At 40.9% G+C, this 22456-nt stretch carries 19 protein-coding genes and 2 pseudogenes; 3 read left to right on the top strand and 18 right to left on the bottom strand.

All coding sequences use genetic code 11. The features are described 5' to 3' along the window. Positions 1–34 precede the first annotated feature (34 nt). Both tuf and E2R31_RS05350 read right to left on the bottom strand, forming a co-directional pair. Positions 35–1231 (bottom strand): elongation factor Tu, encoded by a 1197-nt coding sequence (gene tuf / locus E2R31_RS05355; protein WP_001040719.1) that lies wholly within the window; start codon positions 1229–1231, stop codon positions 35–37. A 238-nt stretch (positions 1232–1469) separates the two neighbouring features. Further along, on the bottom strand, positions 1470–2585 hold the full coding sequence (locus E2R31_RS05350) for an AI-2E family transporter (RefSeq protein WP_084947881.1): 1116 nt from the start codon (positions 2583–2585) through the stop codon (positions 1470–1472). A gap of 104 nt (positions 2586–2689) precedes the next feature. Between E2R31_RS05350 and pbp3 the strand changes: the two genes are divergently transcribed. Next, positions 2690–3931: a D-alanyl-D-alanine carboxypeptidase PBP3 gene (gene pbp3, locus E2R31_RS05345; RefSeq protein ID WP_084947879.1), complete on the top strand. Its 1242-nt coding sequence runs from the start codon at positions 2690–2692 to the stop codon at positions 3929–3931. Between the two features lie 26 nt (positions 3932–3957). On the opposite strand, the gene sdbB is transcribed toward pbp3, so the two are convergent. Both sdbB and ccdA2 (E2R31_RS05335) read right to left on the bottom strand, forming a co-directional pair. After that, entirely contained in the window at positions 3958–4503 is a 546-nt protein-coding gene (sdbB, locus tag E2R31_RS05340; protein WP_132973242.1) for a thiol-disulfide oxidoreductase-associated lipoprotein SdbB, read from the bottom strand. A gap of 12 nt (positions 4504–4515) precedes the next feature. Beyond that, positions 4516–5223 carry a thiol-disulfide oxidoreductase-associated membrane protein CcdA2 gene (gene ccdA2, locus E2R31_RS05335; protein WP_132973241.1) on the bottom strand — a complete coding sequence of 236 codons (708 nt, stop codon included), beginning with the start codon at positions 5221–5223 and terminating at the stop codon, positions 4516–4518. Between the two features lie 220 nt (positions 5224–5443). Between ccdA2 (E2R31_RS05335) and E2R31_RS05330 the strand changes: the two are divergent. Then, positions 5444–5677, top strand: a pseudogene (locus tag E2R31_RS05330) (transposase); the annotation flags it as partial. Positions 5678–6045: 368 nt separating this feature from the next. Here E2R31_RS05330 and E2R31_RS05320 read toward each other — a convergent pair. From E2R31_RS05320 to ccdA2 (E2R31_RS05290), 7 genes are all read right to left on the bottom strand, one after another. Further along, the gene (locus tag E2R31_RS05320; RefSeq protein ID WP_132973237.1) at positions 6046–6573 is read right to left on the bottom strand and encodes an AAA family ATPase; all 528 of its coding nucleotides are present in this window, start codon (positions 6571–6573) and stop codon (positions 6046–6048) included. Positions 6574–6628: 55 nt separating this feature from the next. Further along, on the bottom strand, positions 6629–7192 hold the full coding sequence (locus tag E2R31_RS05315) for a TIGR01440 family protein (protein WP_162284870.1): 564 nt from the start codon (positions 7190–7192) through the stop codon (positions 6629–6631). Positions 7193–7301: 109 nt separating this feature from the next. Continuing rightward, complete coding sequence (locus E2R31_RS05310) at positions 7302–8993, bottom strand: cache domain-containing sensor histidine kinase (RefSeq protein ID WP_132973235.1); 1692 nt, start codon at positions 8991–8993, stop codon at positions 7302–7304. Then, a complete protein-coding gene (locus E2R31_RS05305) occupies positions 8990–9727 on the bottom strand; it encodes a response regulator transcription factor (RefSeq protein ID WP_000222604.1) in 738 nt (245 codons plus the stop codon). Before E2R31_RS05305 ends, E2R31_RS05310 begins: the two co-directional genes overlap by 4 nt. A 70-nt stretch (positions 9728–9797) precedes the next feature. Next, entirely contained in the window at positions 9798–10910 is a 1113-nt protein-coding gene (msrB, locus tag E2R31_RS05300) for a peptide-methionine (R)-S-oxide reductase MsrB (RefSeq protein ID WP_132973233.1), read from the bottom strand. A 9-nt stretch (positions 10911–10919) separates the two neighbouring features. Next, a complete protein-coding gene (locus E2R31_RS05295) occupies positions 10920–11483 on the bottom strand; it encodes a redoxin family protein (protein ID WP_132973232.1) in 564 nt (187 codons plus the stop codon). A gap of 13 nt (positions 11484–11496) precedes the next feature. Continuing rightward, the gene (gene ccdA2, locus E2R31_RS05290) at positions 11497–12207 is read right to left on the bottom strand and encodes a thiol-disulfide oxidoreductase-associated membrane protein CcdA2 (protein ID WP_132973230.1); all 711 of its coding nucleotides are present in this window, start codon (positions 12205–12207) and stop codon (positions 11497–11499) included. 143 nt (positions 12208–12350) lie between these two features. Between ccdA2 (E2R31_RS05290) and E2R31_RS05285 the strand changes: the two are divergent. After that, positions 12351–12488: pseudogene (locus tag E2R31_RS05285) on the top strand (transposase); the annotation flags it as partial. 37 nt (positions 12489–12525) lie between these two features. On the opposite strand, the gene E2R31_RS05280 reads toward E2R31_RS05285, so the two are convergent. The 7 genes from E2R31_RS05280 to E2R31_RS05250 form a co-directional block, all read right to left on the bottom strand. Continuing rightward, positions 12526–13386 (bottom strand): methionyl aminopeptidase, encoded by an 861-nt coding sequence (locus E2R31_RS05280; RefSeq protein WP_084947854.1) that lies wholly within the window; start codon positions 13384–13386, stop codon positions 12526–12528. 15 nt (positions 13387–13401) lie between these two features. Then, entirely contained in the window at positions 13402–14679 is a 1278-nt protein-coding gene (spxR, locus tag E2R31_RS05275; RefSeq protein WP_132973228.1) for a CBS-HotDog domain-containing transcription factor SpxR, read from the bottom strand. Continuing rightward, entirely contained in the window at positions 14672–15223 is a 552-nt protein-coding gene (locus E2R31_RS05270; RefSeq protein WP_001028750.1) for a GNAT family N-acetyltransferase, read from the bottom strand. Before E2R31_RS05270 ends, spxR begins: the two co-directional genes overlap by 8 nt. A gap of 15 nt (positions 15224–15238) precedes the next feature. Continuing rightward, positions 15239–16498, bottom strand: coding sequence for a UDP-N-acetylglucosamine 1-carboxyvinyltransferase (locus tag E2R31_RS05265; protein ID WP_001227076.1), 1260 nt, complete (start codon positions 16496–16498; stop codon positions 15239–15241). Between the two features lie 174 nt (positions 16499–16672). Further along, entirely contained in the window at positions 16673–18178 is a 1506-nt protein-coding gene (pyk, locus tag E2R31_RS05260; RefSeq protein ID WP_001042830.1) for a pyruvate kinase, read from the bottom strand. Between the two features lie 64 nt (positions 18179–18242). After that, the gene (pfkA, locus tag E2R31_RS05255; protein WP_000820884.1) at positions 18243–19250 is read right to left on the bottom strand and encodes a 6-phosphofructokinase; all 1008 of its coding nucleotides are present in this window, start codon (positions 19248–19250) and stop codon (positions 18243–18245) included. 80 nt (positions 19251–19330) lie between these two features. Continuing rightward, positions 19331–22432, bottom strand: a complete 3102-nt coding sequence (locus E2R31_RS05250) for a DNA polymerase III subunit alpha (RefSeq protein ID WP_132973226.1) — start codon at positions 22430–22432, stop codon at positions 19331–19333. Between the last annotated feature and the right edge of the window lie 24 nt (positions 22433–22456).

Genomic DNA, 22456 nt, shown 5'->3' with positions numbered 1-22456 from the left:
CTTAAATAATTGTTCTTCTGGGAACTAAATCGAATTAAGCTTCGATTTCTGTAACCATACCTGAACCAACAGTACGTCCACCCTCACGGATAGAGAATGTAGTACCTTGTTCTACGGCGATTGGGTGGATCAACTCAACGTCGATAGTCACATTATCACCAGGCATTACCATTTCAGTACCTGCTGGAAGTTCGATTGAACCTGTAACGTCAGTAGTACGGAAGTAGAATTGTGGACGGTAGTTGTTGAAGAATGGAGTGTGACGTCCACCTTCTTCTTTAGTAAGGATATAAACTTCACCTTTGAATTTAGTGTGTGGATTGATTGAACCTGGTTTAGCGATAACTTGTCCACGTTCGATTTCGTCACGTTGAACACCACGAAGAAGGACACCTACGTTATCTCCTGCAAGACCTTCGTCAAGTTGTTTACGGAACATTTCAACACCAGTAACAACTGCTTTTTGAGTTTCTTCTTTGATACCAACGATTTCGATTTCGTCGTTAACACGAACAGTACCACGGTCGATACGTCCTGAAGCAACTGTACCACGTCCAGTGATTGAGAATACGTCTTCGACTGGAAGAAGCAATGGTTTGTCTGTGTCACGTTCTGGTTCTGGGATGTACTCATCAACAGTGTTCATCAATTCCATGATGATGTCTTCGTACTTAGAGTCACCTTCAAGAGCTTTAAGAGCTGAACCTTGGATAACTGGAAGATCGTCACCTGGGAAGTCGTATTCTGACAAGAGGTCACGGATTTCCATTTCAACCAATTCAAGCAATTCTTCGTCGTCTACCAAGTCAATTTTGTTCATGAAGACGATAAGGTGTTTAACACCAACCTGACGTGAAAGAAGGATGTGCTCACGAGTTTGTGGCATTGGTCCATCAGTTGAAGCTACTACAAGGATAGCTCCATCCATTTGAGCGGCACCAGTGATCATGTTTTTAACGTAGTCCGCGTGTCCTGGAGCGTCGATGTGAGCGTAGTGACGTTTTTCAGTTTCGTACTCAACGTGCGCAGTGTTGATAGTGATACCGCGTTCGCGTTCTTCTGGAGCAGCATCGATAGACGCATAGTCTTTAGGTTGGTTAACTGCTGAAGGCAAGCGACGTGCCAAAACAGTTGTGATAGCTGCAGTTAGGGTAGTTTTACCGTGGTCAACGTGTCCGATAGTACCAATGTTAACGTGTGGTTTACTACGATCGTATTTTTCTTTTGCCATTTGAGTAAAAGCCTCCAATAAAATATATTTTATAGATAGACAGTAGGCAATACAGTCTAACTTTCCTTACTATTTTATCAAATTTCAGCTAAATTGCAAGTGTTTTACACACATTTTGTGAATTATTCTAAATCTCATAATTTCAAATTCTTTTCCTTCTCCAACGGAATCATTTAAAACACTTTTGACCAGTCTAACCTCAAGTCTTTTTATCAAAAAAATCAGGTCTTCCTGATTTTTAGATTGATTCTGATTTTTCCAGTTCTTTTTCTTTAGCTTCTTTATGATTTTCATATAATTTCACCAAGAACTTCGTAATTTCTTTTAGGATAGAATAGGTTGGCACTGCCACAATCATTCCGATTACACCAGAAATATTGCTAGAAAGTAAGAGAAGAACCAAAATGGTGATTGGATGAACCTTCATGACCCCTCCAACGATACGAGGATAAAGGATATTTCCATCAATTTGTTGAATAATCAGCATATAAATTACAGCTATAAGTACTCTGTGCGGATCAGTAAAGACGTTGGCAATCACCATTGGAATTAAGCCAATACTTGGACCAACATAAGGAATCAAATTTGCGATTCCAGAGAAAATAGCAAAAACTAGGGCGTACTTTAATCCGATAACGCTATAGCCAATATAGGCTAAAAATCCAATAATAACCGCATCAATCGCAATTCCACTGATATAACGGGCTATAGTTGTATTGAGATTGGTTAAAAGGCTAGAAAGATTCAATTTGTCATGCTTTAAGACAGTACGTTCCAACATTGGTAGCAACTTATGACCATCCAACAAGAAATAAATCAAGAATACAGGGGTCATAATGAGAATCAGCACCGTACTAAACAAGGCTGAAAGAATGCTTCCTAAACTGTTGCTGACGCTATTCAGGATATTCTGGAGGATATCCACATAGGAGAGATTCAGTTGTTGAATAGTTTGTTGAATATCAATATTTTGGAAGACAGGATTCTTGGACAAATCGATGATCAAATCTTGTAGTCTACTATAGATGTTTTGACTAGAAATAATCAAGCTGGTCAACTGATTAATCAAAATCGGCAAGAGATAAACGACCCCCACAACGATAGCACCAATTAAGGCACAAAGAGTGACCAAGACACCAATTAGACGATTGATTTTACATCTCTTTTCTAAAAAAGTAACGATTGGATTTGTAATGTAGTAAAAAAATCCACCAAGCAAAAATGGAATCATGATGGTATTCACAACCGTAACAAAGGGCGTAATGATGGCTCCCATTTCTCTCCAAAGATAGAAAATCAGTGTTAATAATAAAATTTCAGCTGTCCAAAAAAATAATTTGTTTCTACGGAACATAGGTATCCTCCTTCTCTCTATTTTACCATATTTCTGAAAAAGATAAGATGGCTTTAGTAAAAAAGCGAGAATATTTTTTTTCTTTATGATAAAATAAAGCTAATATGAAAAAAATAATTCTATCTTTTATGACACTTTTTGTTTTTGGAACAGCTTCTACTGTTTCTGCTCAGGAGTTTGATGTTGCTGCTAAACATGCCATTGCTGTCGAGGCTACAACTGGAAAAATCCTCTATGAGAAAGATGCAAATCAGCCTGTAGAAATTGCCTCTATTACAAAACTGGTTACAGTTTATTTGGTCTATGAAGCTCTGGAACAAGGAACTATCAGCCTGTCAACACCTGTTGATATTTCGGACTATCCTTACAAACTTACAACTAATTCTGAGGCGAGTAACGTCCCTATGGAAGCTCGAAATTATACTGTTGAACAGCTATTAGAGGCTACAATGGTATCCAGCGCGAACAGCGCTGCGATTGCACTAGCAGAAAAGATTGCTGGTTCTGAGAAAGACTTTGTAGACAAAATGAGGGCTAAACTTCTTGAATGGGGAATTCAAGATGCAACTATTGTAAACACTACTGGTTTAAATAATGAGACCCTTGGCGATAATATCTATCCTGGTTCTAAAAAAGACGATGAAAACAAGTTGAGTGCCTACGACGTTGCAATCGTCGCTCGTAACCTCATACGAGATTATCCCCAAGTTTTGGAAATCACCAAAAAACCAACTTCTACCTTTGCAGGACTTGAAATCCACTCAACCAACTATATGTTGGAGGGAATGCCTGCCTATCGTGGTGGAGTTGATGGGCTCAAAACTGGTACAACAGATAAGGCGGGAGCTTCTTTCGTTGGAACAACTGTTGAGAAAGGGATGCGTATTATTACGGTTGTTTTGAATGCAGATCAACAAGATACCAACCCTTATGCACGTTTTACTGCTACTTCTGCACTTTTAGATTATATTTCTGCAAACTTTGCCTTAAAAACTGTCGTCCAGAAAGGTGAAGCATACAACGATAGTAAAGTGACAGTTCTTGACGGGAAAGAAGAAAGCGTTGCAGCCGTTGCTAAGTCAGACATTTCTATCATCCAACGCATTGGAAGCAGTACCACACCATCTCTCCAATTCACACCAAAATCAACATCAGAAATGGCTCCATTGGAAGAAGGCAAGGTTATTGGTACTCTAACCTATGATGACCAGGATTTGGTCGGACAAGGCTATCTCACTTCTGACAAACCATCTTTTGAAATGGTTTCTGAAAAGAAAGTAGAAAAAGCCTTCTTTTTGAAAGTTTGGTGGAATCAATTTATCCGCTTTATCAATGAAAAACTATAAAAAAATCGCGAGTTTTCGCGATTTTTTTATTTCATCTCTTTAAAAGCTGCTTCCGCATCTGCATTGCTAATAGCACCAAATTGGATTTTTCCGATTTTTCCTTGGCTGTCAATCAAGTATTCCGTTGGAATACTACGAATTTGGTAGGCTTGGAAGGTAGTTGCCTTGGTATCATATAGAACTGGAATATCCTTGTAGCCTTGTTCTTGGTACCATTTTGGAAAGTCTTGAACTGTTTTTTCACCTTGTAGTCCTGGTGCAACGACACTCAAGATTTCAAAGTCTCGATCTTGTTTGGCAGCTAATTCCATCAGCTCAGGCATACTCTTTCGACAAGGTCCACACCAAGAGGCCCAGAATTTCAAATAGACCTTTTTCCCTTTATAGTCTGATAACTTCACTTCTTTGCCATCCATAGACTGCAAGGTGAAGTCTGGAGCATCCTTACCGACTGCGATTTGTTGTACAGCAGGTTGTTTTGGACTGCTTGTCTGTTTGGTTTCTTTTTCACCACAGGCAATCAACAAGAATAGAGACATGAGGCTCAATCCAGCAAAAATAACTTTTTTCATATTTTTCTCCTTTTATCCAAGAATTCCTGACAAGGCATTTAACTGCCCTAGCATTAATAATAATCCCATCAAAATAATCAAAGCTCCCCCGATTTTCTTTAGTAGGATCATATGGGGCTTTAATTTACTAAAATAGGGCATAATCCAGCCCGAAGCCAAGGCCAAAACAAGGAAAGGAAGGGCCATTCCCAATGTATACACTAAGGTTAGTAATGCTCCTTGCCAAGCACCATTGCCACCTGAAGCTGCTAGGGCCAAGACTGAGCTTAAAACGGGTCCGATACAAGGGGTCCAACCAAAACTAAAGGTTATCCCAAGTAAAAAGGCTGACAGATAGTGATTAGACTTTGATTGTTTGAAGGTGACTGTCTTTTGAACTTCCAGTTTATTGAAATGCAAGATTTCCATCTGGTGAAGCCCTAAAAGAATAATGACTGTCCCCATAGCATAACGAAACCAGTCTGCATAGAGCATGTGTCCTAGGAATCCAGCTCCAAATCCTAAAATAAAGAAAATGAGGGAGATTCCTGCAATAAAGCACAATGTCCGAATTAAGCCTGACCATGCAACGTCTCTTCCAAAAAAGCGAAAGCTTTTCGAATTTCCCTGATCATCCAGTAAAATACCAGCATAGACAGGTAGTAAAGGAAAGATACAGGGTGAAAAGAAGGACAGAATACCTGCTAAAAAAACGGATACTAGAAATATAATCGACTCCAACAAATTACCTACTTTCTCAAAATTCTAATCCTATTTTACTACAAAAGAATAAATTTGTAAGAAGTCTGCTACGCTTGTTTATTTTATCTAAACTTGACACAAAAAAAGGAGCTAAGCTCCCTTCAGATTGAAGACAAAGTCCTTAGACTACAAATTTCTAAGGGCTTTTCTTTGTGTAAAGTCGTATAATAGAGGTAAGAAAAGTTGTGAGGTGTTCCCTATGTTTCACAAAGAAAATCTCGAATATAACCGCAATCAAGTTGGTTTTTACACGCTAGATGAACTCGTTCCGCAAGCCCATTTTCTTCGTCAGGTTGAGCAAGTGATCGATTTTTCCTTCATCTATGACTTATTCGCAGATACTTATTCTGAAGATAAAGGTCGTCCTAGTTTAGACCCTGTTTTGCTGGTTAAAATCCCTCTCATCCAATGTTTCTACGGCATCCGTTCCATGCTCTTGGTAGCTTTCCACTTGTGCCAGCAAGTCCGCTACTTCTGATAAGTCTCTCGTTTTTAACTCTTTGATAGGCTGAGTGAAGGTGTATCTCTCCCCCAAAGCCCTAAAATCAATCACTGTTTTTCTATGCATACCTTAAGTATAGCACAAAAAAGCCGACCTAGAACAGCTAAATCCAGCTTTGTTCACTGATCTCTATGACGCAAAATCTTCTCTAAACCTCTTATTTTCTACTTTCGGCAATTCTCCATCAGATGGCGTCCCTTCTTCTTGTAAAAGATGGTCTTGTTTGGAGTACTTTGCACAAGAATTCAACAAAAAAACAGGGAGAGTCTTGGTTTCTGTACCCTTACTCTCCCTGTCTTTTACTGTTCAGAAATTAAAAATTGATTTGAAGTTTTAATGATGTTTACCGTTTCCTTGACATCTAAATCATCCGTGTACAGAAAATGATGTTTCTCACTATTTTTAGCTAGGAACTCACTTCTTGCTTGGATTGATAAATCGCCTGTTCTCTCAATTTCTTTTCGAGAAGAATCTCTATCTTTCAAGGTTTCTTCTTGAGCCATTAGGACACAATATTTTAGCTTAATCCGTTTTTCTTTTAAGAAGGTGGCAATTTTCTTCAGTTGCTCTTCAAATATGACATACTCTATCACGACAGTAATGCCACGATCCAAGAAATTATTGGTCAGACTGATAATATTATCCCAGAACAAATCCATGTAAAATCCATCATCCTCCCAAGGAGCTACGAGACCTCCTTTAATCATTAAGTAAATAATGTCGCCCTCTATCACTGCACTTTTGTCAAAAGAATAGACCAACTCTTTGCTGACAGTGCTCTTTCCAACGCCTGGAGGACCTGAAATGATATAAACACAATTTTCCAACCTTATACCTCTACATACTTGAAATATCTCTAACTTACGATAACTTTCAGCCCACTTATGACTTTCTTATGAAGTCTTCAGGATACTGTGCACGCGCACCACCGATGAGTTTTGGACGGCTAGCTAAAGCCGTTACATGGGCGTGCCCAATCTCACGTAGTACCGGTCGAATCGGAACCTGCACATGCTTGACATGCATGCCAATTGCGGTATCTCCGATATCCAATCCAGCATGAGCCTTAATGAACTCCACTTCAACAGGGTCCTGCATAAACTTGAAGGCAGCTAGTTGACCCGAACCTCCCGCATGAAGAGTAGGTAGTACACTGACGATTTCCAGACCAAACTGCTCTGCCACCTGGCGTTCAACAACGAGGGCACGATTGACATGCTCACAACCTTGAACAGCTAGATGAATTCCTTTTTCTTCTAGGATATCTAGGATGGTCTTCACAATGATTTCCCCAATTTCTTGGCTGGATTCCTTGCCAATATGGCCACCTAAAACTTCGCTAGAGGATAGACCTAGGACAAAGAGGCTTCCTTCACACAATCCAGCCTTCTCCAAAACATCTTCAACAATCTGGCTTGTTGCTCTTTGAATGTCTTTTTCCTTCATACTTGATACCTCTTTTGTCACTATCTATCATATCTTTTTTTACTGATTTTATCAAGGTCAACTAATCATTCTGATTTTTAAAAGCAAAACTCCCAGAATAGACTGGGAGTTAGCTAGTTGCTATTTTATTGAGGTATATTTCAACCGTCGTCCCTTTTTCGGGTGTAGAATTGATCTTCATCTGATAGTTTTCTCCAAAATGAAGTTTGAGTCGTTGGTCGACATTTTGAAGGCCAACTCCCCCACGTTTGAGCTGACTTTGACTACTATCGCCAGCAGCTTGGAAACCAACACCATCATCCTCAATGCGGATGACAAGCCCTGTATCCTGTTTCTGAACAGAAAGTTTAATATGGCCCTGACCTTCCTTCTCCTTAATACCATGGTAAAGAGCATTTTCTACAAGAGGTTGCAACACCAACTTGGGTAAGACTAGGTTACCAAAAGCAGGTTCTTCATCAATCTCATACTCCAGCTTATCACCATAGCGTTGTTTCTGGATAAAGAGGTACTGGCGGACATGATTGATTTCATCAGAAAGAGAAATCAAATCCTTTCCTTGATTGAGCGCCAAGCGGAAATAGGTTGCCAAAGACTTGGTTACCTGAACCACTCGCTGACTATCCTGAAACTCAGCCATCCAGATGATAGTGTCCAAAGTATTATAGAGGAAATGGGGGTTAATCTGGCTCGACAGTGCTTGAAGTTCATACTGCCGGGTTGCTTCTTCCTGCCTGCGCACATCTGCCATCAGCTGATCAATCTGATCCAACATAGCATTAAACTGGCGAGTCACTTTTCTCAGTTCATAGGCGCCAGCTTCCTTAGCACGAAGATTTTGTGTACCAGAAGCAATTTCCAGCATGGTTTCTCTCAGATCCTTCAAAGGGGCAATCCAGCGTTTGAGACTGAACCACACCAAGCAGAGACAGGCAAGAAGGGATAAGGCACTAGCACCAAGCAAGGTCCACATGAGTTGACTCCGAACCTGGTCTAACTTCTCCAACGAAGACACGCCTATAACCGTCCAATCAGTTCCTGCAATCTGTTCCTGACTGACGTAGGATTGGTGATCCAGCGTATAGCCCTGCCCCGTCTCAATGAAGGGTTTCATGGCCTCCATTTCACTCGCTGAGCTATAGACAGTACGTTTAGGATGGTAGACAAATTCATGGTTTTCATTGATGATAAAGGCAAAGCCCTGCTGGCCCAACTGGAGTTGGTTGAGATAGGCTTCCAGAGTTTCGTAGGAAATATCCAAACGAAGTACGCCAAGATTGGCTCCCTTTTCATCAACAAGTTCCTGAGTAACAGAAATGACCCATTGACTATCCGATTTACGAGCTGGTGTCAAAACTGGTTTAGCTCCCTGATGAATGGCCTTTTGGTACCAATCCTCGGCCATCATATCAGAGGAAGTTTTCATCTGCACACTGTCATCTGTAGAAATAACCTGACCGGATTTGGTGACCAGTACCACCGTTTTCAAGTCCTGGTCTGCCTTTAAGATAGTCAAAAACAGATCTCGGATTCCCTTGGCTTGGTTTTGGTTAGGATTCTCAGCATAGGCTAACACATCCGTCTGCTGGGTCAAACTGGTCGAGGTGGTTTCTAATTTTTTGATATAAGACTGAATAAAGTGGCTAGTCTGGCTGATGGTCGTTTGGCTATTACCCTCAATAGTAGCCTCAATGGCTGATGAACTCGATTGATAGTAGAAAGTCCCAACCAGAGCTAGGAGAATGAGAAAGACCAGAAAGATGGAAATAACCATTCTGACTAAAAGAGAAGAACGCTTCATCGACCTTCCCCTTTCTTAAACTGACGAGGTGTCACACCTGCAATTTGTTTAAAACGTTGGGTAAAGTAGTTCATATCTTCAAAACCAACCTTTTCGGCTATCTCATAAATCTTTAAATCCGTAGTCAGAAGCAAGAGCTTGGCTTGTTTAACACGCTCTCTCACCAGGTAATCCTGAAAAGGCAGGCCCAACTCTTTCTTAATCAAGGAACTCAAATAAGTCGGACTAAAGCCCAAGTCACTGGCCAAAGACTTCAAACTAAACTGACTGTCAGCTAGATGGGACTGGATTTTCTGAGCAATATTTCCCTCAAACTTATCAGTTAATAAATCTTGTAACTGCTCTTCTTTTTCTTCCTTGTCTAGTTTTTGCTTGATTTTCCCTAACATTTCCTCAATATCCTGACGAGAAAAGGGCTTGAGCAGATAGTCATCGACACCTAGTTTGACAGCAGACAAGGCATAATCAAAATCATCGTAACCCGTTAAAAATACCAAATGCACTTGTGGATAGGTTTCTCGTACCAGACTGGCCAACTGGATGCCATTTAGCTGAGGCATGTTGATATCGGTTAAAATGATATCTGGCACCTGCTTTTGAATTAAGTCCCAAGCCTGCCTTCCATTTTCAGCCTGACCGATGATTTCCATATCGTAGGCCGCTACATTGACCAGCTTGGTCAAGCCTTGCCTTACCAGATACTCATCTTCTACGATTAAGATTGTGTAGGTCATGCTCTGCTCCTTTGTCACTTACTAGTATCAGTATAGCAAAATTCTCCTCTAACTGCTTAGGAAAGACTTCTTAATCAACATAATCTAGTAAATAGGCATAGCCTTTTTCTGCCATTTGGTCTTTGGGAATAAAGCGGATAGAGAGACTATTGATACAGTAGCGCAAGCCACCCTTGTCCTCTGGTCCATCTGTAAAGACATGGCCAAGGTGAGAATCTCCAACTCGGCTTCTTACTTCCATGCGTGTCATATTGTAAGACTTATCTTCCTTGTAGGTAGCAACATCTGGACTGATTGGTTGGGTGAAACTAGGCCAGCCACAACCAGACTCAAACTTGTCCTTTGATGAAAAGAGGGGTTCACCAGTTGCGACATCCACATAGATACCGGATTCAAATTTATCCCAATAGCGGTTTGAAAAAGCTCGTTCTGTTTGATTTTTCTGGGTAACTGCATACTCCTCAGGTGACAAGGTCTTTTTCAATTCCTCATCACTTGGTTTAGGATATTTGCTGGCATCGATGACGGGATAGGCAGCCTGATTGACATTGATATGACAGTAGCCATTTGGATTTTTCTTGAGGTAGTCTTGGTGATAATCCTCAGCCACCACAAAATTCTTCAAGTTTTCCTTTTCAACTGCCAGAGGTTGGTCGTATTTCTTAGCCACCTCATCAAAGACTTGGTTGATCACCTCCAAATCCTTGTCATCTGTGTAATAAACACCGGTACGGTACTGGGTCCCCACATCATTTCCTTGTTTATTTTTACTGGTTGGATTGATAATGCGGAAGTAATGAAGAAGAATTTCTTTGAGGGAAATTTGATTGGCGTCGTAAGTGACATGGACAGTCTCTGCATGTCCTGTTTGGTTAATCAATTCGTACTTGGTTGTTTCCCCTCTACCATTTGCATAGCCTGAAACGGCATCTGTCACTCCGGAAACGCGTGAGAAGTATTCCTCCACTCCCCAGAAACATCCTCCAGCTAGATAAATTTCGTGCAAGTCTGCGTCTTTGCTCACTGCTGTTTTTTTCACTGTTTTTCCTCCTTGGCTAACTGACGCTTTCTCAATTTGCGAGCTATCTGTCTGCCCTGCATTTCGCATCAATAGAAAATAGAAACCGATTATGGCTAGGAGAATGACCCCTGCCAAGACAAAAAGTTTTACTTTATCATTCATAGCCTTTCTCTACCCCATTTCTTTCAATGTCTTTAAAATCATATCCTTATCCATAAAACCTGGTTGTGTTTTGACCAGCTTGCCTTCCTTGTCTATAAAGGCTTGAGTTGGGTAAGAACGAACACCATAACTTTCCAAGAGTTTACCTGACGGGTCAATCAAAACTGGAAAATTTTTATAATCCAATCCCTTGTACCAGTTCTTAAAGTCCGCTTCTGCTTGTTCTCCCTTGTGACCAGGAGACACCACTGTCAAGACCACGTAGTCATCACCAGCTTCTTTAGCGATTTCGTCCGTATCTGGAAGGCTGGCTAGACAGATGGAACACCAAGAAGCCCAGAATTTAAGATAGACTTTCTTGCCCTTGTAATCAGATAAGCGATAGGTCTTGCCATCTACACCTGTCAGTTCAAAATCAGCTACTGCTTGACCCTTGGTGGCAGTTTGCGAGCTAACTTGTTCTGTTTTAGTTTTCTCCTTCATAGTAGATTGATCTGACATATTTTTAGCCGAACAGGCTGCCAAGCAACAAATTGAGCCTACTCCAAGGAGACATGTTTGCCATTTTTTCATTTCTTTTTCCTCTCTATTCAAATAATGTAGTCAAAATGGAAGCATTTCCCAAAAGCACCAAGATTCCCATCAGGATAATGAGGAAACCACCGAATTTTTTGAGGGTTCCGAGGTAAGGATGGAGTTTTCGGAAATGTTTCAAAACGTAGCTGGAGGCAAGAGCTAGAACTAAAAATGGTAGCGCTAGACCAAGCGTATAAACTAACATAAGACCAGCTCCCTGCCAAGCTCCTGAACCACCTGAAGCCGCTAAAGCCAAAACAGATCCCAAAACCGGCCCTACACACGGTGTCCAAGCAAAACTAAAGGTCAACCCCAGTAAAAATGCCTGACTATAGCCATTAGCATTTTGACCCTGTCTCTTTAATTGTAGCCTTCTTTCCTTGTAGAGTCCCTGCAAATGTAAAACACCCATCTGGTGCAAGCCCAAGAGAATGATAATCGCACCCGTCGCATACTGAAACCAAGAAGCATACAGCAAATTGCCTAAAAAACCAGCTCCATAACCCAGTAAGATAAAAACAAAGGAAATCCCCGCTATAAAGGCCAGAGTTCGCAATAAACTTATAACTGAGATTGAAAATTTTCCGCTAGAAGCCTGAGCATCATTCTTATCATCCAATAAGACTCCTGCATAGACTGGCAACAAGGGTAAAATACAAGGAGAAAAGAAGGAAAGAATTCCAGCAAGAAAAACACTGATAAAAAAGATTACATTGTCCATTGCCTTCCTCCATTCTTTGATTTGATAGGTCTATTATATCCCCAAAACTCCAGAAAAAACAGGGACAATGATAGGCAAAAATAGGAATTTAATCAGTTTATTTATAAACCTTGTACAAAAAAGTCCCATAAGATCTATAATGAAAAGCTACTAATAATTTCAGCAAACTTATCAAACGAAATGCCTTTGGTTTTCGGAACTTTGAAAACTTCAAAAAAAGGATTTTCATCGCTCTCAACATCAAAAAAGAAAGGACGAAATTTGTCCTTTCTCGATCTTAGCTGACTTCAACCCACTACAGTTGACAAAGAGCCCATTTTAATACGTTCCTTCTTCACCTTGACTGGTCAAGATAACAGGTCCATCTTTGGTAATCACGAACTGGTGTTCATATTGGCACGATAGACCACCATCAATGGTCTTATGAGCCCAGCCAGTCTTCATATCTGTATCAATTTCCCAGTCACCAGTATTGATCATGGGTTCAATGGTTAGTACCATTCCTTCACGGAGACGGAGTCCACGACCTGCTATACCGTAGTTAGGAACCATTGGCTCTTCATGCATAGTTGGACCAACACCATGACCAACCAAATCACGAACGACACCATAACCGCGACTTTCAGCATATTCCTGAATTGCTGCACCGATATCACCGATGCGATTGCCGACAACTGCTTGCTCAATCCCTTTATACATAGCTTCCTTGGTCACGTCCATCAGGTTTTTCACTTCTTCAGACGGTGTACCAACCGCATAAGCCCAACATGAGTCAGCTAAACCACCAGTATAACTTTGGGTGTGTTTTTTCATTTGCTCGACATTGTTGAAGTTGAGTTTTGACACATTGAGATCTGATTTGGCAATCGGCCCACCTAGAACCATATCAACCTTGAGCAAGTCTCCATCTTTCAAGATGTAATGACGTGGAAAAGCATGAGCAACTTCGTCGTTGAGAGAGCAACAAGTGGCATAGGGATAATCCATGACTGCGCCATCCACGCCAATCTGTAGAGGAAGGAAATTCTCCTCTTTACAACGACGACGAACATACTCTTCTACTTCCCACATATCCACGCCTGGCTTAATCAAATCACGTAAGCCGATATGGATACTAGCTAGGAAATCACCAGCCTTGTCCATGGCTTCGATTTCACGTGCTGATTTTAAAGTTATCATTTTTTCTCCTAGATTCTAATTGATTTTAACTGTAACATTTGCTTTTGATACAATTTGATGACCATGATAAATATCATAATCAATAATGGCTGAGCGTCTCGTGTGGTGAATAATGCGTGCCTGAATCCGCAAAGTATCATCTATCTGAACAGCCTGCAGGAAGTAAACTAGCATCTGCTCGATGATGAGATTGCGTCTGCTATTTGCCACCAAATCCTGTGTCATGTGAGTTAAAATTTCAGCAAGAACACCATTTGCCAAAACCCCGTTTTTCTCAAGCATAAAGGGCTCAACTGTAATCACAACTTCGTCGTGATGATAAGACAACTTCTGACCAATTTGCTCTGAAAAAGTCGGCAAAGCCGAAACTTGAGAGCGGCTCATCTTATCCATGACATCTCGTCTCGTTACAACTCCGAGCAAAGTTTGATTGCTTCTCACTACCGGAACCATCTCAAAGTCTTCTGCTATCATCCGTTGACTGACATTGGCAATATTGGTCGCTAATCCTGTCACGAAAATGCTGCGCGTCATCACCTTATCAATCGTCGTGCTAGGGGATTTGTCCCCTGCATCACGCATGGTAACAACTCCCACAACCACTTGGTGCTGATTGATGACTGGGAAACGACTACTTCGATTCTTGCGTACCAAGTCTAGATAATCTTTCACTGTGTCTGTTTCTCTCAAAAAACCATACTCATGGCTAGGACGATAGAGCTTTTCAACTGTCAGAATATCGGTTTTGATTTGAACATTTGAGAGAGCTCTGTTGATCATGGTCGCTACTGTAAAAGTATCATGCTTACTTCTCAGGACAGGAATACCCTTTTTATTGGCAAGAGCTAGTACATCCTCGTGCACATGAAAACCACCCGTCACGAGAACCGCATTTTCATTTTCCAAAGCTAGAAGTTGAATACGAGTACGGTCTCCGACGATTAACAAACCACCATCATTCAGATAGGACAAGATATTCTGCTCCGTCATAGCCCCAATGGAGAATTTGCTAAACTCTCTCTCAAGCCCTTCCTGACCAGCCAAAACTTCGGAGGAAGTTACTTCAGCAATTTCAGCATAAGTTAGCCGCTCAATAGCCACTTTCTGGGACTTGACTCGTATGGTTCCACTACGTGGCCGAGTTTCAACGATGCCACGATTTTCAGCTTCTTTGATAGCTCGGTAGGCTGTTCCGTCACTAACACCTAGGTGATTGGAAATACTGCGAACGCTAACTCTCTTCCCAATTGGTAACTCTTCCAGATAGGACAAAATTTCCTGGTGTTTACTCATTGAATTCTCCTTTTATGTATCGAAATTCAAGATAGTCTCTCATTTTACGTGTATAGCGATCGCTCCCCTTAAACTGTCGGACTAGGTTAAAGCCTGATTTTAAGGCTACTTTTTGACTAGCTTGATTCTCCAAATGAGTGATGATGGATAATTGTTTTAAACCAAATTCTTCAAATGAAAGCTGACATAGCTTGGTAACCACTTCTGTCATAAAACCTTGTGACCAAGAATCCTTTTTTAAGAAATAACCAATTTCTGCTTCTTTTTTGATTTCATCAATCTTTTCAAATTTGATGGAACCAATCATTTCCTGATTTCCTTGGAGACAAATTGCCCAAACACCTAGAGGATTCTTCATAAAATAGTTAGCAAGTGCGTATTGACTTTCTTCCAAACTTGCTTGACTGGGAAAAATAAACTGCAGATTTTCCGGATTTGAAGCAATATCGTAAAACGCTTGACTGTCACTAAAAAAGAAAGGACGCAAATACAAGCGCTCCGTTTCAAAAAAAGAAAACATTGCTAATTTGGTCCAAATATTCATAATCACCTCAACGGTTTAGTCTTCAACGAGTGTAATATCCGCTCCAAGACTACGTAATTTTTCAATAATATCTGAGTAGCCACGAAGGATAAACTCAATATTTGTAATTTCAGTCTGGCCTTGAGCCATCAGTCCAGCAATCACAAGTGCAGCACCAGCTCGCAAGTCTGTAGCTTTCACCTTGGCACCATGTAGAATTCGCCCACCAGTGTAGAAAATATGGTCATTTGTAGTCGCAATATCCGCGTCCATTTTTGCTAACTCAAAGACATGGTTGACACGTTTTTCGTAAATGGTATCAATAATAGTACCACGACCTTGAGCAGTTAGTAAAAGTGGTGTGATTGGTTGTTGCAAATCGGTTGCAAATCCTGGATAGGGAGCTGTTTTGATATTGATGGCCTTCAAATCAGACTGCTCTTCAACGAAGATACTGTCTTCTGAGACCGTCATACGAACGCCCATTTCTTCTAGTTTGGCGATAAAGCCTTCTAAGTGTTCATAGAGAACGTTGTTAATACGGATTCCTTTACCAACCGCTGCAGCAAGTGATATATAGGTTCCAGCTTCGATACGATCTGGTATTACTTGGTGACGAGTTCCATGAAGTTTCTCGACACCATCAATAATGATAAGATCTGTACCAGCACCACGAATGTGAGCCCCCATGTTATTCAAAAGGGTAGCCACATCGATGATTTCTGGTTCACGAGCCGCATTTTCAATAACAGTCCGTCCCTTAGCCTTAACAGCCGCAATCATGGTATTAATCGTTGCACCAACACTGACGGTATCCATGTAAATACTTGCGCCGTGAAGTCCCTTACCTTGGGCAGATAAATTCATATTATCTCCCTCATAGCTTACCTTGGCTCCCATGGCTTCAAAGGCTTTTAGGTGAAGGTCAATCGGACGAGGTCCCAGATCACATCCACCAGGAAGTCCAACTGTAGCTTCACCAAAGCGACCTAACAGACTTCCATAGAAATAATAAGAAGCACGAAGGCTATTGATCTTGCCATAAGGCATAGGAATGTTTTGAACACCTCTCGGATCAATCTCCAAAACATCATCGTAGCGTTTTACTTTCGCTCCCATGATTTCCATAATTTCTACAAGACTAGCAACGTCTGAAATATCTGGGACACAATCCAAAGTGACAACATCATCTGCCAGTATAATAGCAGGGATTAATGCTACAACACTATTCTTAGCACCGCTAATGGTGATCTCACCTTGCAATGGATGTCCACCATTGATGACAATTTTTCTCATGTTATACTCTTTCAAAATTTACTAAAAAGGTCTCTACATTCTATTATACCATAGTTCTCCTATTTTTCCCATTTCTGTTTAATAAAAATCACTCTCTTTTTATCTTCTAAAATAGAAAAAAGACCCATCACACAAGCACAAAAGCTTGGTATGATAGGCTTTTAAAAGTTTAGATTAACGTACTGTACGGATACGCATTGTGTTTGTACGGACAGCTTCTCCAAGTGGTACACCTGCAACGATAACGATATCGTCACCAGACTCAACAAGACCAGCTTCAACTGCTTTACGTTCAGCAATTTCGAACATATCGTCAGTTGATGAAGGTGCTTCTGTCAACATTGGGATAACACCCCAGTTCAACATCAATCCACGTTCTGTCAATTCGTCAAATGTCAATGCCAAGATATCAGCATTTGGACGGTATTTAGAGATCAAACGAGCAGTGTGACCAGTCTTAGTCAAAGTAACAACCAATTTGATATCCATTGAGTTTGTAGCATCTTTAACAGCTGAAGCCATAACTTCTGTCTTAGAGTTACGTTCGAATGTATCTGAGTTCAAACGTCCGTATTCGTTAAGAAGAGTTTGTGCGTTCTTGTCAATTGTAGCCATTGTTGTTACTGACTCAAGTGGGTATTTACCGTTTGCAGACTCACCTGAAAGCATTGTAGCGTCAGTACCGTCGATAACAGCGTTAAATACGTCTGATACTTCTGAACGAGTGGCACGTGGTTTTTCAGTCATTGTTTCAAGCATGTTTGTTGCTGTGATAACAACTTTACCAGCTGCGTTCACTTTAGTGATGATCATTTTTTGGTAAACTGGAACCATTTCGAATGGTACTTCGATACCCATGTCACCACGAGCAATCATGATACCGTCAGCAGCTTCAATGATTTCATCCAAGTTGTCGATACCTTGTTGGTTTTCGATTTTAGCGAACAATTGAACGTGACCATTACCAGTTTCTTCACAGATTGCACGAACTTCATTCACGTCTTTAGCAGTACGTACAAATGAGATCGCGATGAAGTTGATACCTTGTTCCAAACCGAAACGGATATCATCGTTGTCACGTTCAGCAAGAGCTGGGAAAGGAATTTTAGTGTTAGGGATGTTTACACCTTTTTGTTTAGCGATAATTCCATCGTTTTCAACTTCAACTTCAAATTCACGAGTTGCATCGTCTTTTGCAACAACACGAAGACCAAGTTTACCATCGTCAACCAATACTTGGCGACCAACCTCAACATCATCGTAGATGTCAAGAGCACCAGCAACGTTCAAAGCAATCACTTCACGAGTTGATTTGATTCCTTGTTTAGTTGCAACACGAATTTTTTCACCAGTTTTGTATGAGTATTCTTTTGCGTCACCTTCAAACAATTCAGTACGGATTTCTGGTCCTTTTGTATCAAGAAGGAAACCAACTTTCTTACCTGCAAGTTTTTCAGCAAGTTTAACAGTTGCCATACGCTCACCTTGTTCTTGGTGGTCACCGTGTGAGAAGTTGAAACGGAAAGTGTTCGCTCCTGCTTCAATCAATTTCGCAATATTTTGAGCTGAAGCTTCAACGTCAAGTTTTTCACCCCAGTATCCATCTTCACCGAATTTTTTACCACCACGGATTTCTACCGCAGGACCCAAAGTTGCAACGATTTTTACACGTTTGTTCATGATTTTGTGACTCCTTTATATAATTCGACCTTTATGGTCATGTTACCAAATTAATGAAAGTTGATTAGGACAAGCTCTTGTTCAAGCTAGCGAGTTCAAGATCAGCTTTGTGTGGGTTGTTCACCACAATCTTGCCATCTTCAGTCAAGCTAAACAAAGCTCCTTCTTCTGCTGTACCAAGAATTGGATTTTCAACCATTTTTTCATTACGGATACCAACAGCGACACCACCGATTCCTTGTTTGAGAAGTTTAACAGCATGTGCTCCCAAGCGTGACGCCAAGACGCGGTCACGCGCAGTTGGTGAACCACCACGTTGGATGTGACCAAGTTCAGTTACACGAAGGTCACTAGTGTCTCCAGCTTCTTTTAGTTTTTGACCAAATTCAGCTGCTGACATAACACCTTCCGCCAAAACAATGATGTTGTGTTTCTTACCGTGTTCATAACCAGCTTTGATGCTAGCTACGATTTCTTCCATGTTGAAGCCTTCTTCAGGGATAATGATTTCATCGGCACCAGTAGCAATACCTGCCCAAAGTGCGATATCACCAGCATTACGTCCCATTACTTCTACAACGAAAGTACGACGGTGACTTGATGATGTATCACGAATCTTATCAATCGCATCCATTGCAGTAGTAACTGCAGTATCAAATCCAATTGTGAAATCAGTACCTACGATGTCATTATCAATTGTGCCAGGCAGACCGATAGCTGGGAATCCATGCTCAGTCAAGCGCATAGCTCCGTGATAAGAACCGTCACCACCGATAACAACGACACCTTCGATCCCGTGTTTTTTCAACTGCTCAATCCCTTTAAGTTGACCTTCAAGTTGTGCAAACTCAGGGTAACGAGCAGAGTGAAGGAAAGTACCACCACGTGAAATGATGTCTCCAACTGAAGCAGCATCAAGTGGATAGATTTCACCGGCAACCATCCCTGCGTATCCATCATAGATACCAAAGACTTCCATTCCTTCTGAGATTGCTTGACGAACTACTGCACGGATGGCAGCGTTCATACCAGGGGCGTCTCCACCGCTAGTCAAAACAGCAATACGTTTCATTTGGTTTTGCTCCTTTTTCTTTTAACATTCCTATTGATTATACCACATTTCATTTGAAAATTCTTCTATTTTTCGTATTTTTAGCGATAAATCGTTTTCATAGCAATTCCCTCTAATTTTTCCTGTAAAGCAGGGTCTTTTTTTACAAAATGACAGGAGGAAACAATTGTTTTTTCTTCCTCTACATACCTGATAATGACAGGGATTGGGCCTTTGTATTGTTCTAGGATATTTGAAATCTCTTTATCGTTGTCGTGATTTTTAACTTGAATCCAGAATCGTTCAGCGACTGCTTCTTTCAAATCTTGTGCAATCATTTGCAGACGACCATCTCGAGATTGAATTTTGCCATTGATGTAGTAAAATTTCCCTTCGGATAAATTGGAAGCAAATTTTCTATATTGGTCTGAAAATACAGTTACATCCATCCGAGACTTACTATCATGAACCTGTAGAAAGGCCATACTCTCACCTTTCTTGGTTCGAATCACTTTAATCTTTTGAAGTTCTACTAGAAGAGTGGCTTGAGCTCCCTCAGTAAGATTAGTGATTGGAGTGGTCGGATATAGGGCTTGTTTGGCAAGAGTTTGGAGAGGATGGGGACTGATACCTACCCCAATCAGTTCCTGCTCTTTGTAAAATTTCTCTGCCTCAGTAAAATCATCAGCTTCAGTCCAACTATAATTTGTATCCGCAAAGAGTCCACCCAACTCCTCAACAAAGACAAATAAGTTTGGTAGGTTCACTAAGATTTTCTGACGATTCTTGTCAAATTCATCAAAAAGCCCTAGTTCAACCAAAGGCGTCAAAAGCGATAGTTTCTTGTAATTTTTAGGAAGACGAGTGACGAAATCTTCCACACTTGAAAAAGGACGATTTTCGATAATCCAGTAAGAAAAATCTCTTGGCATGCCCTTAATGGCTTTCAGACCAAGATAGATTTTCTTCTGAGCAATCTTATCGTGATAGGGAATACTGTTGATAGCTAAAGGCGCTACTTGAAATCCCATCTGCAGAGCATCGACAATATACTCACTGCTTGAATAATTCAACATGACTTGAAAGAAAATAGCAGGATAGTGCGTCTTGAAATAAGCAAGCTGGAATGCCAGTGCTGAGTAGGCATAGGCGTGGGATCTGTTAAATCCATAGCCCGCAAACTTTTCCATCACTGCAAAAAATTGGTTGGCTTTTTCTTCAGAATGCCCCAATTTCATAGCTCCAGAGATAAAATCTTCCTTCATCAAATGCATCTCTTTAGCATTTTTCTTACCCATGGCTCGTCTGAGAATATCGGCTTTACCAAGGCTGAAGCCTCCAAAACGCTGAGCAACCTGCATGACTTGCTCTTGATAGAGCATGATACCGTAGGTTGATGAAAGGATATCTTCTAAGGCAGGATCTAACACTGTCACCTTTTCTTTGCCATGCTTACGAGCGACAAAGTTATCAATATAATCACTAGCCCCTGGTCTATTGAGGGATGTCGTTGCTACAACTTCTTCAAAGACTTGCGGCTGAACTCGTTTCAAGAGTCGAATGGCTCCAGGTTGTTCAAATTGGAAAATCCCCTTGGTATTTCCAGCAGAAAAGAGGGCCAGAGTCGCCTTGTCTTCCAAATCAATCTCTTCGATTTTCAGATGAACACCCTCTGACTCAGCCAGTAATTCCTGCATTTTTTGGACAAAAGTTAAGTTACGCAGACCTAGGAAATCCATTTTTAGAAGTCCATTGGCTTCAACACCATGAGCATCATACTGAGTGATGAGCATATCCTCACCGTATTTTAGAGGAATATAGTCCGTCAAGTCTTGGTCACTCATGACCACTCCTGCCGCATGGATAGAGGTCTGACGAGGATACCCTTCAATCTTTCGAGCAATCTCAAAAGCTTTTTGGTATTCAATCTTGCTATTGATGAGCTGTCTAAATTGCAAATTCTTTTCATAAGCCGTCGTTAGCGTATCTCGAAAACTGATTTTTTTCGTAATATTGGTTAATTCGTACTCTGGAACACCATAGCGTTTTAAAACATCACGAATTGCCTGTTTTGCCCCAAAGGTCGAATAAGTGACAATCTGCGCCACGTGTTGACTACCATAGCGATCACGAACATAACGAATGAATTCTGGCCTATAAAGGTCTGGGATGTCGATATCGATATCAGGCATAGTGTAGCGCTCACGATTTAAAAAGCGCTCGAAAATCAAGTTCTTTTCAACCGGATCAATTCCTGTGATGTCAAGTGAGTAGGCCACCAAGCTACCCACAGCAGAACCACGCCCCATCCCCATATAATAGCCTTGGGAACGTCCAAAACGGAGTAAATCCCAAACTACAAGGAAATAGTCGTCAAAGCCCATATCATGAATCACAGCTAACTCTTCATTCAGTCGCTCACGATAGATAGCTGAGGTTAGCCCCTTGTCACTCAAGCCTTTCTCAGCTCTCTCTCTAAGTTCTTCTACCGCTGGTTTTTCAGGATTAAAGCGAGGAAGTTTTAAACTTGGGTCGAGTTGGTAACTAACATTCTCTATCAAATCTTGGAGATTAGCAAGTGCCTGAGGGAAGTGATTTTTAAACCGTGCTTCCAAGTCTGAGGCAGGTAGAAAGATTCCTTGTTGTGAATGCACATCCACTTCCCTTAGGCTGACATTATCCTTGACTGCTGACAAGATTTGTAAAACCTGTAGGTCTTCTTTTTCAAAAGAATTGACTTGATACAGTGGAAGAATGGGTCTGGTAAAAACTTCTTGAGGAGTATCTGGACTAACACCGATATAATAATCATGCCCCAAATCCAATTGTTCGACTCCAGCAAAATAAGGAACAATAATGGCAACATCTTCGAGGTGGGGGGTGAAGTCAGACCAATTTTTCCGTCCAGTCATTTTTAAAGTGGATAACTTCATCAACTCTTGATAACCTTTAGTGGATAGGGCTAGAAAACGAAGAGAAATATTGTCCTCATCTTTGACCAAGGTCATTTCTAGACCAATTAAAGGTTGAATGCCATGCTTACGAGTTGCTTCTAGAAAATGATAGGCTCCATAGAGATTATCCACATCCATGATAGCAAGGTGAGAATAGCCGTATTCTTTAGCCATTTGTACGTATTTTTCAATTGAAACCACACTTTCCATAAAACTATAAACAGTCTTGGTGTCGAGTTGTGCAATCATTTCTTCTCCTCCTTGCTTTAGATA

Origin of the sequence: Streptococcus downii, from assembly GCF_004353325.1 — a bacterium.
GTDB classification, from domain to species: Bacteria; Bacillota; Bacilli; order Lactobacillales; family Streptococcaceae; genus Streptococcus; species Streptococcus downii.
The sequence above is the reverse complement of the archived record's forward strand: the minus strand, read 5'-3'. Positions and strand labels throughout refer to the sequence as shown.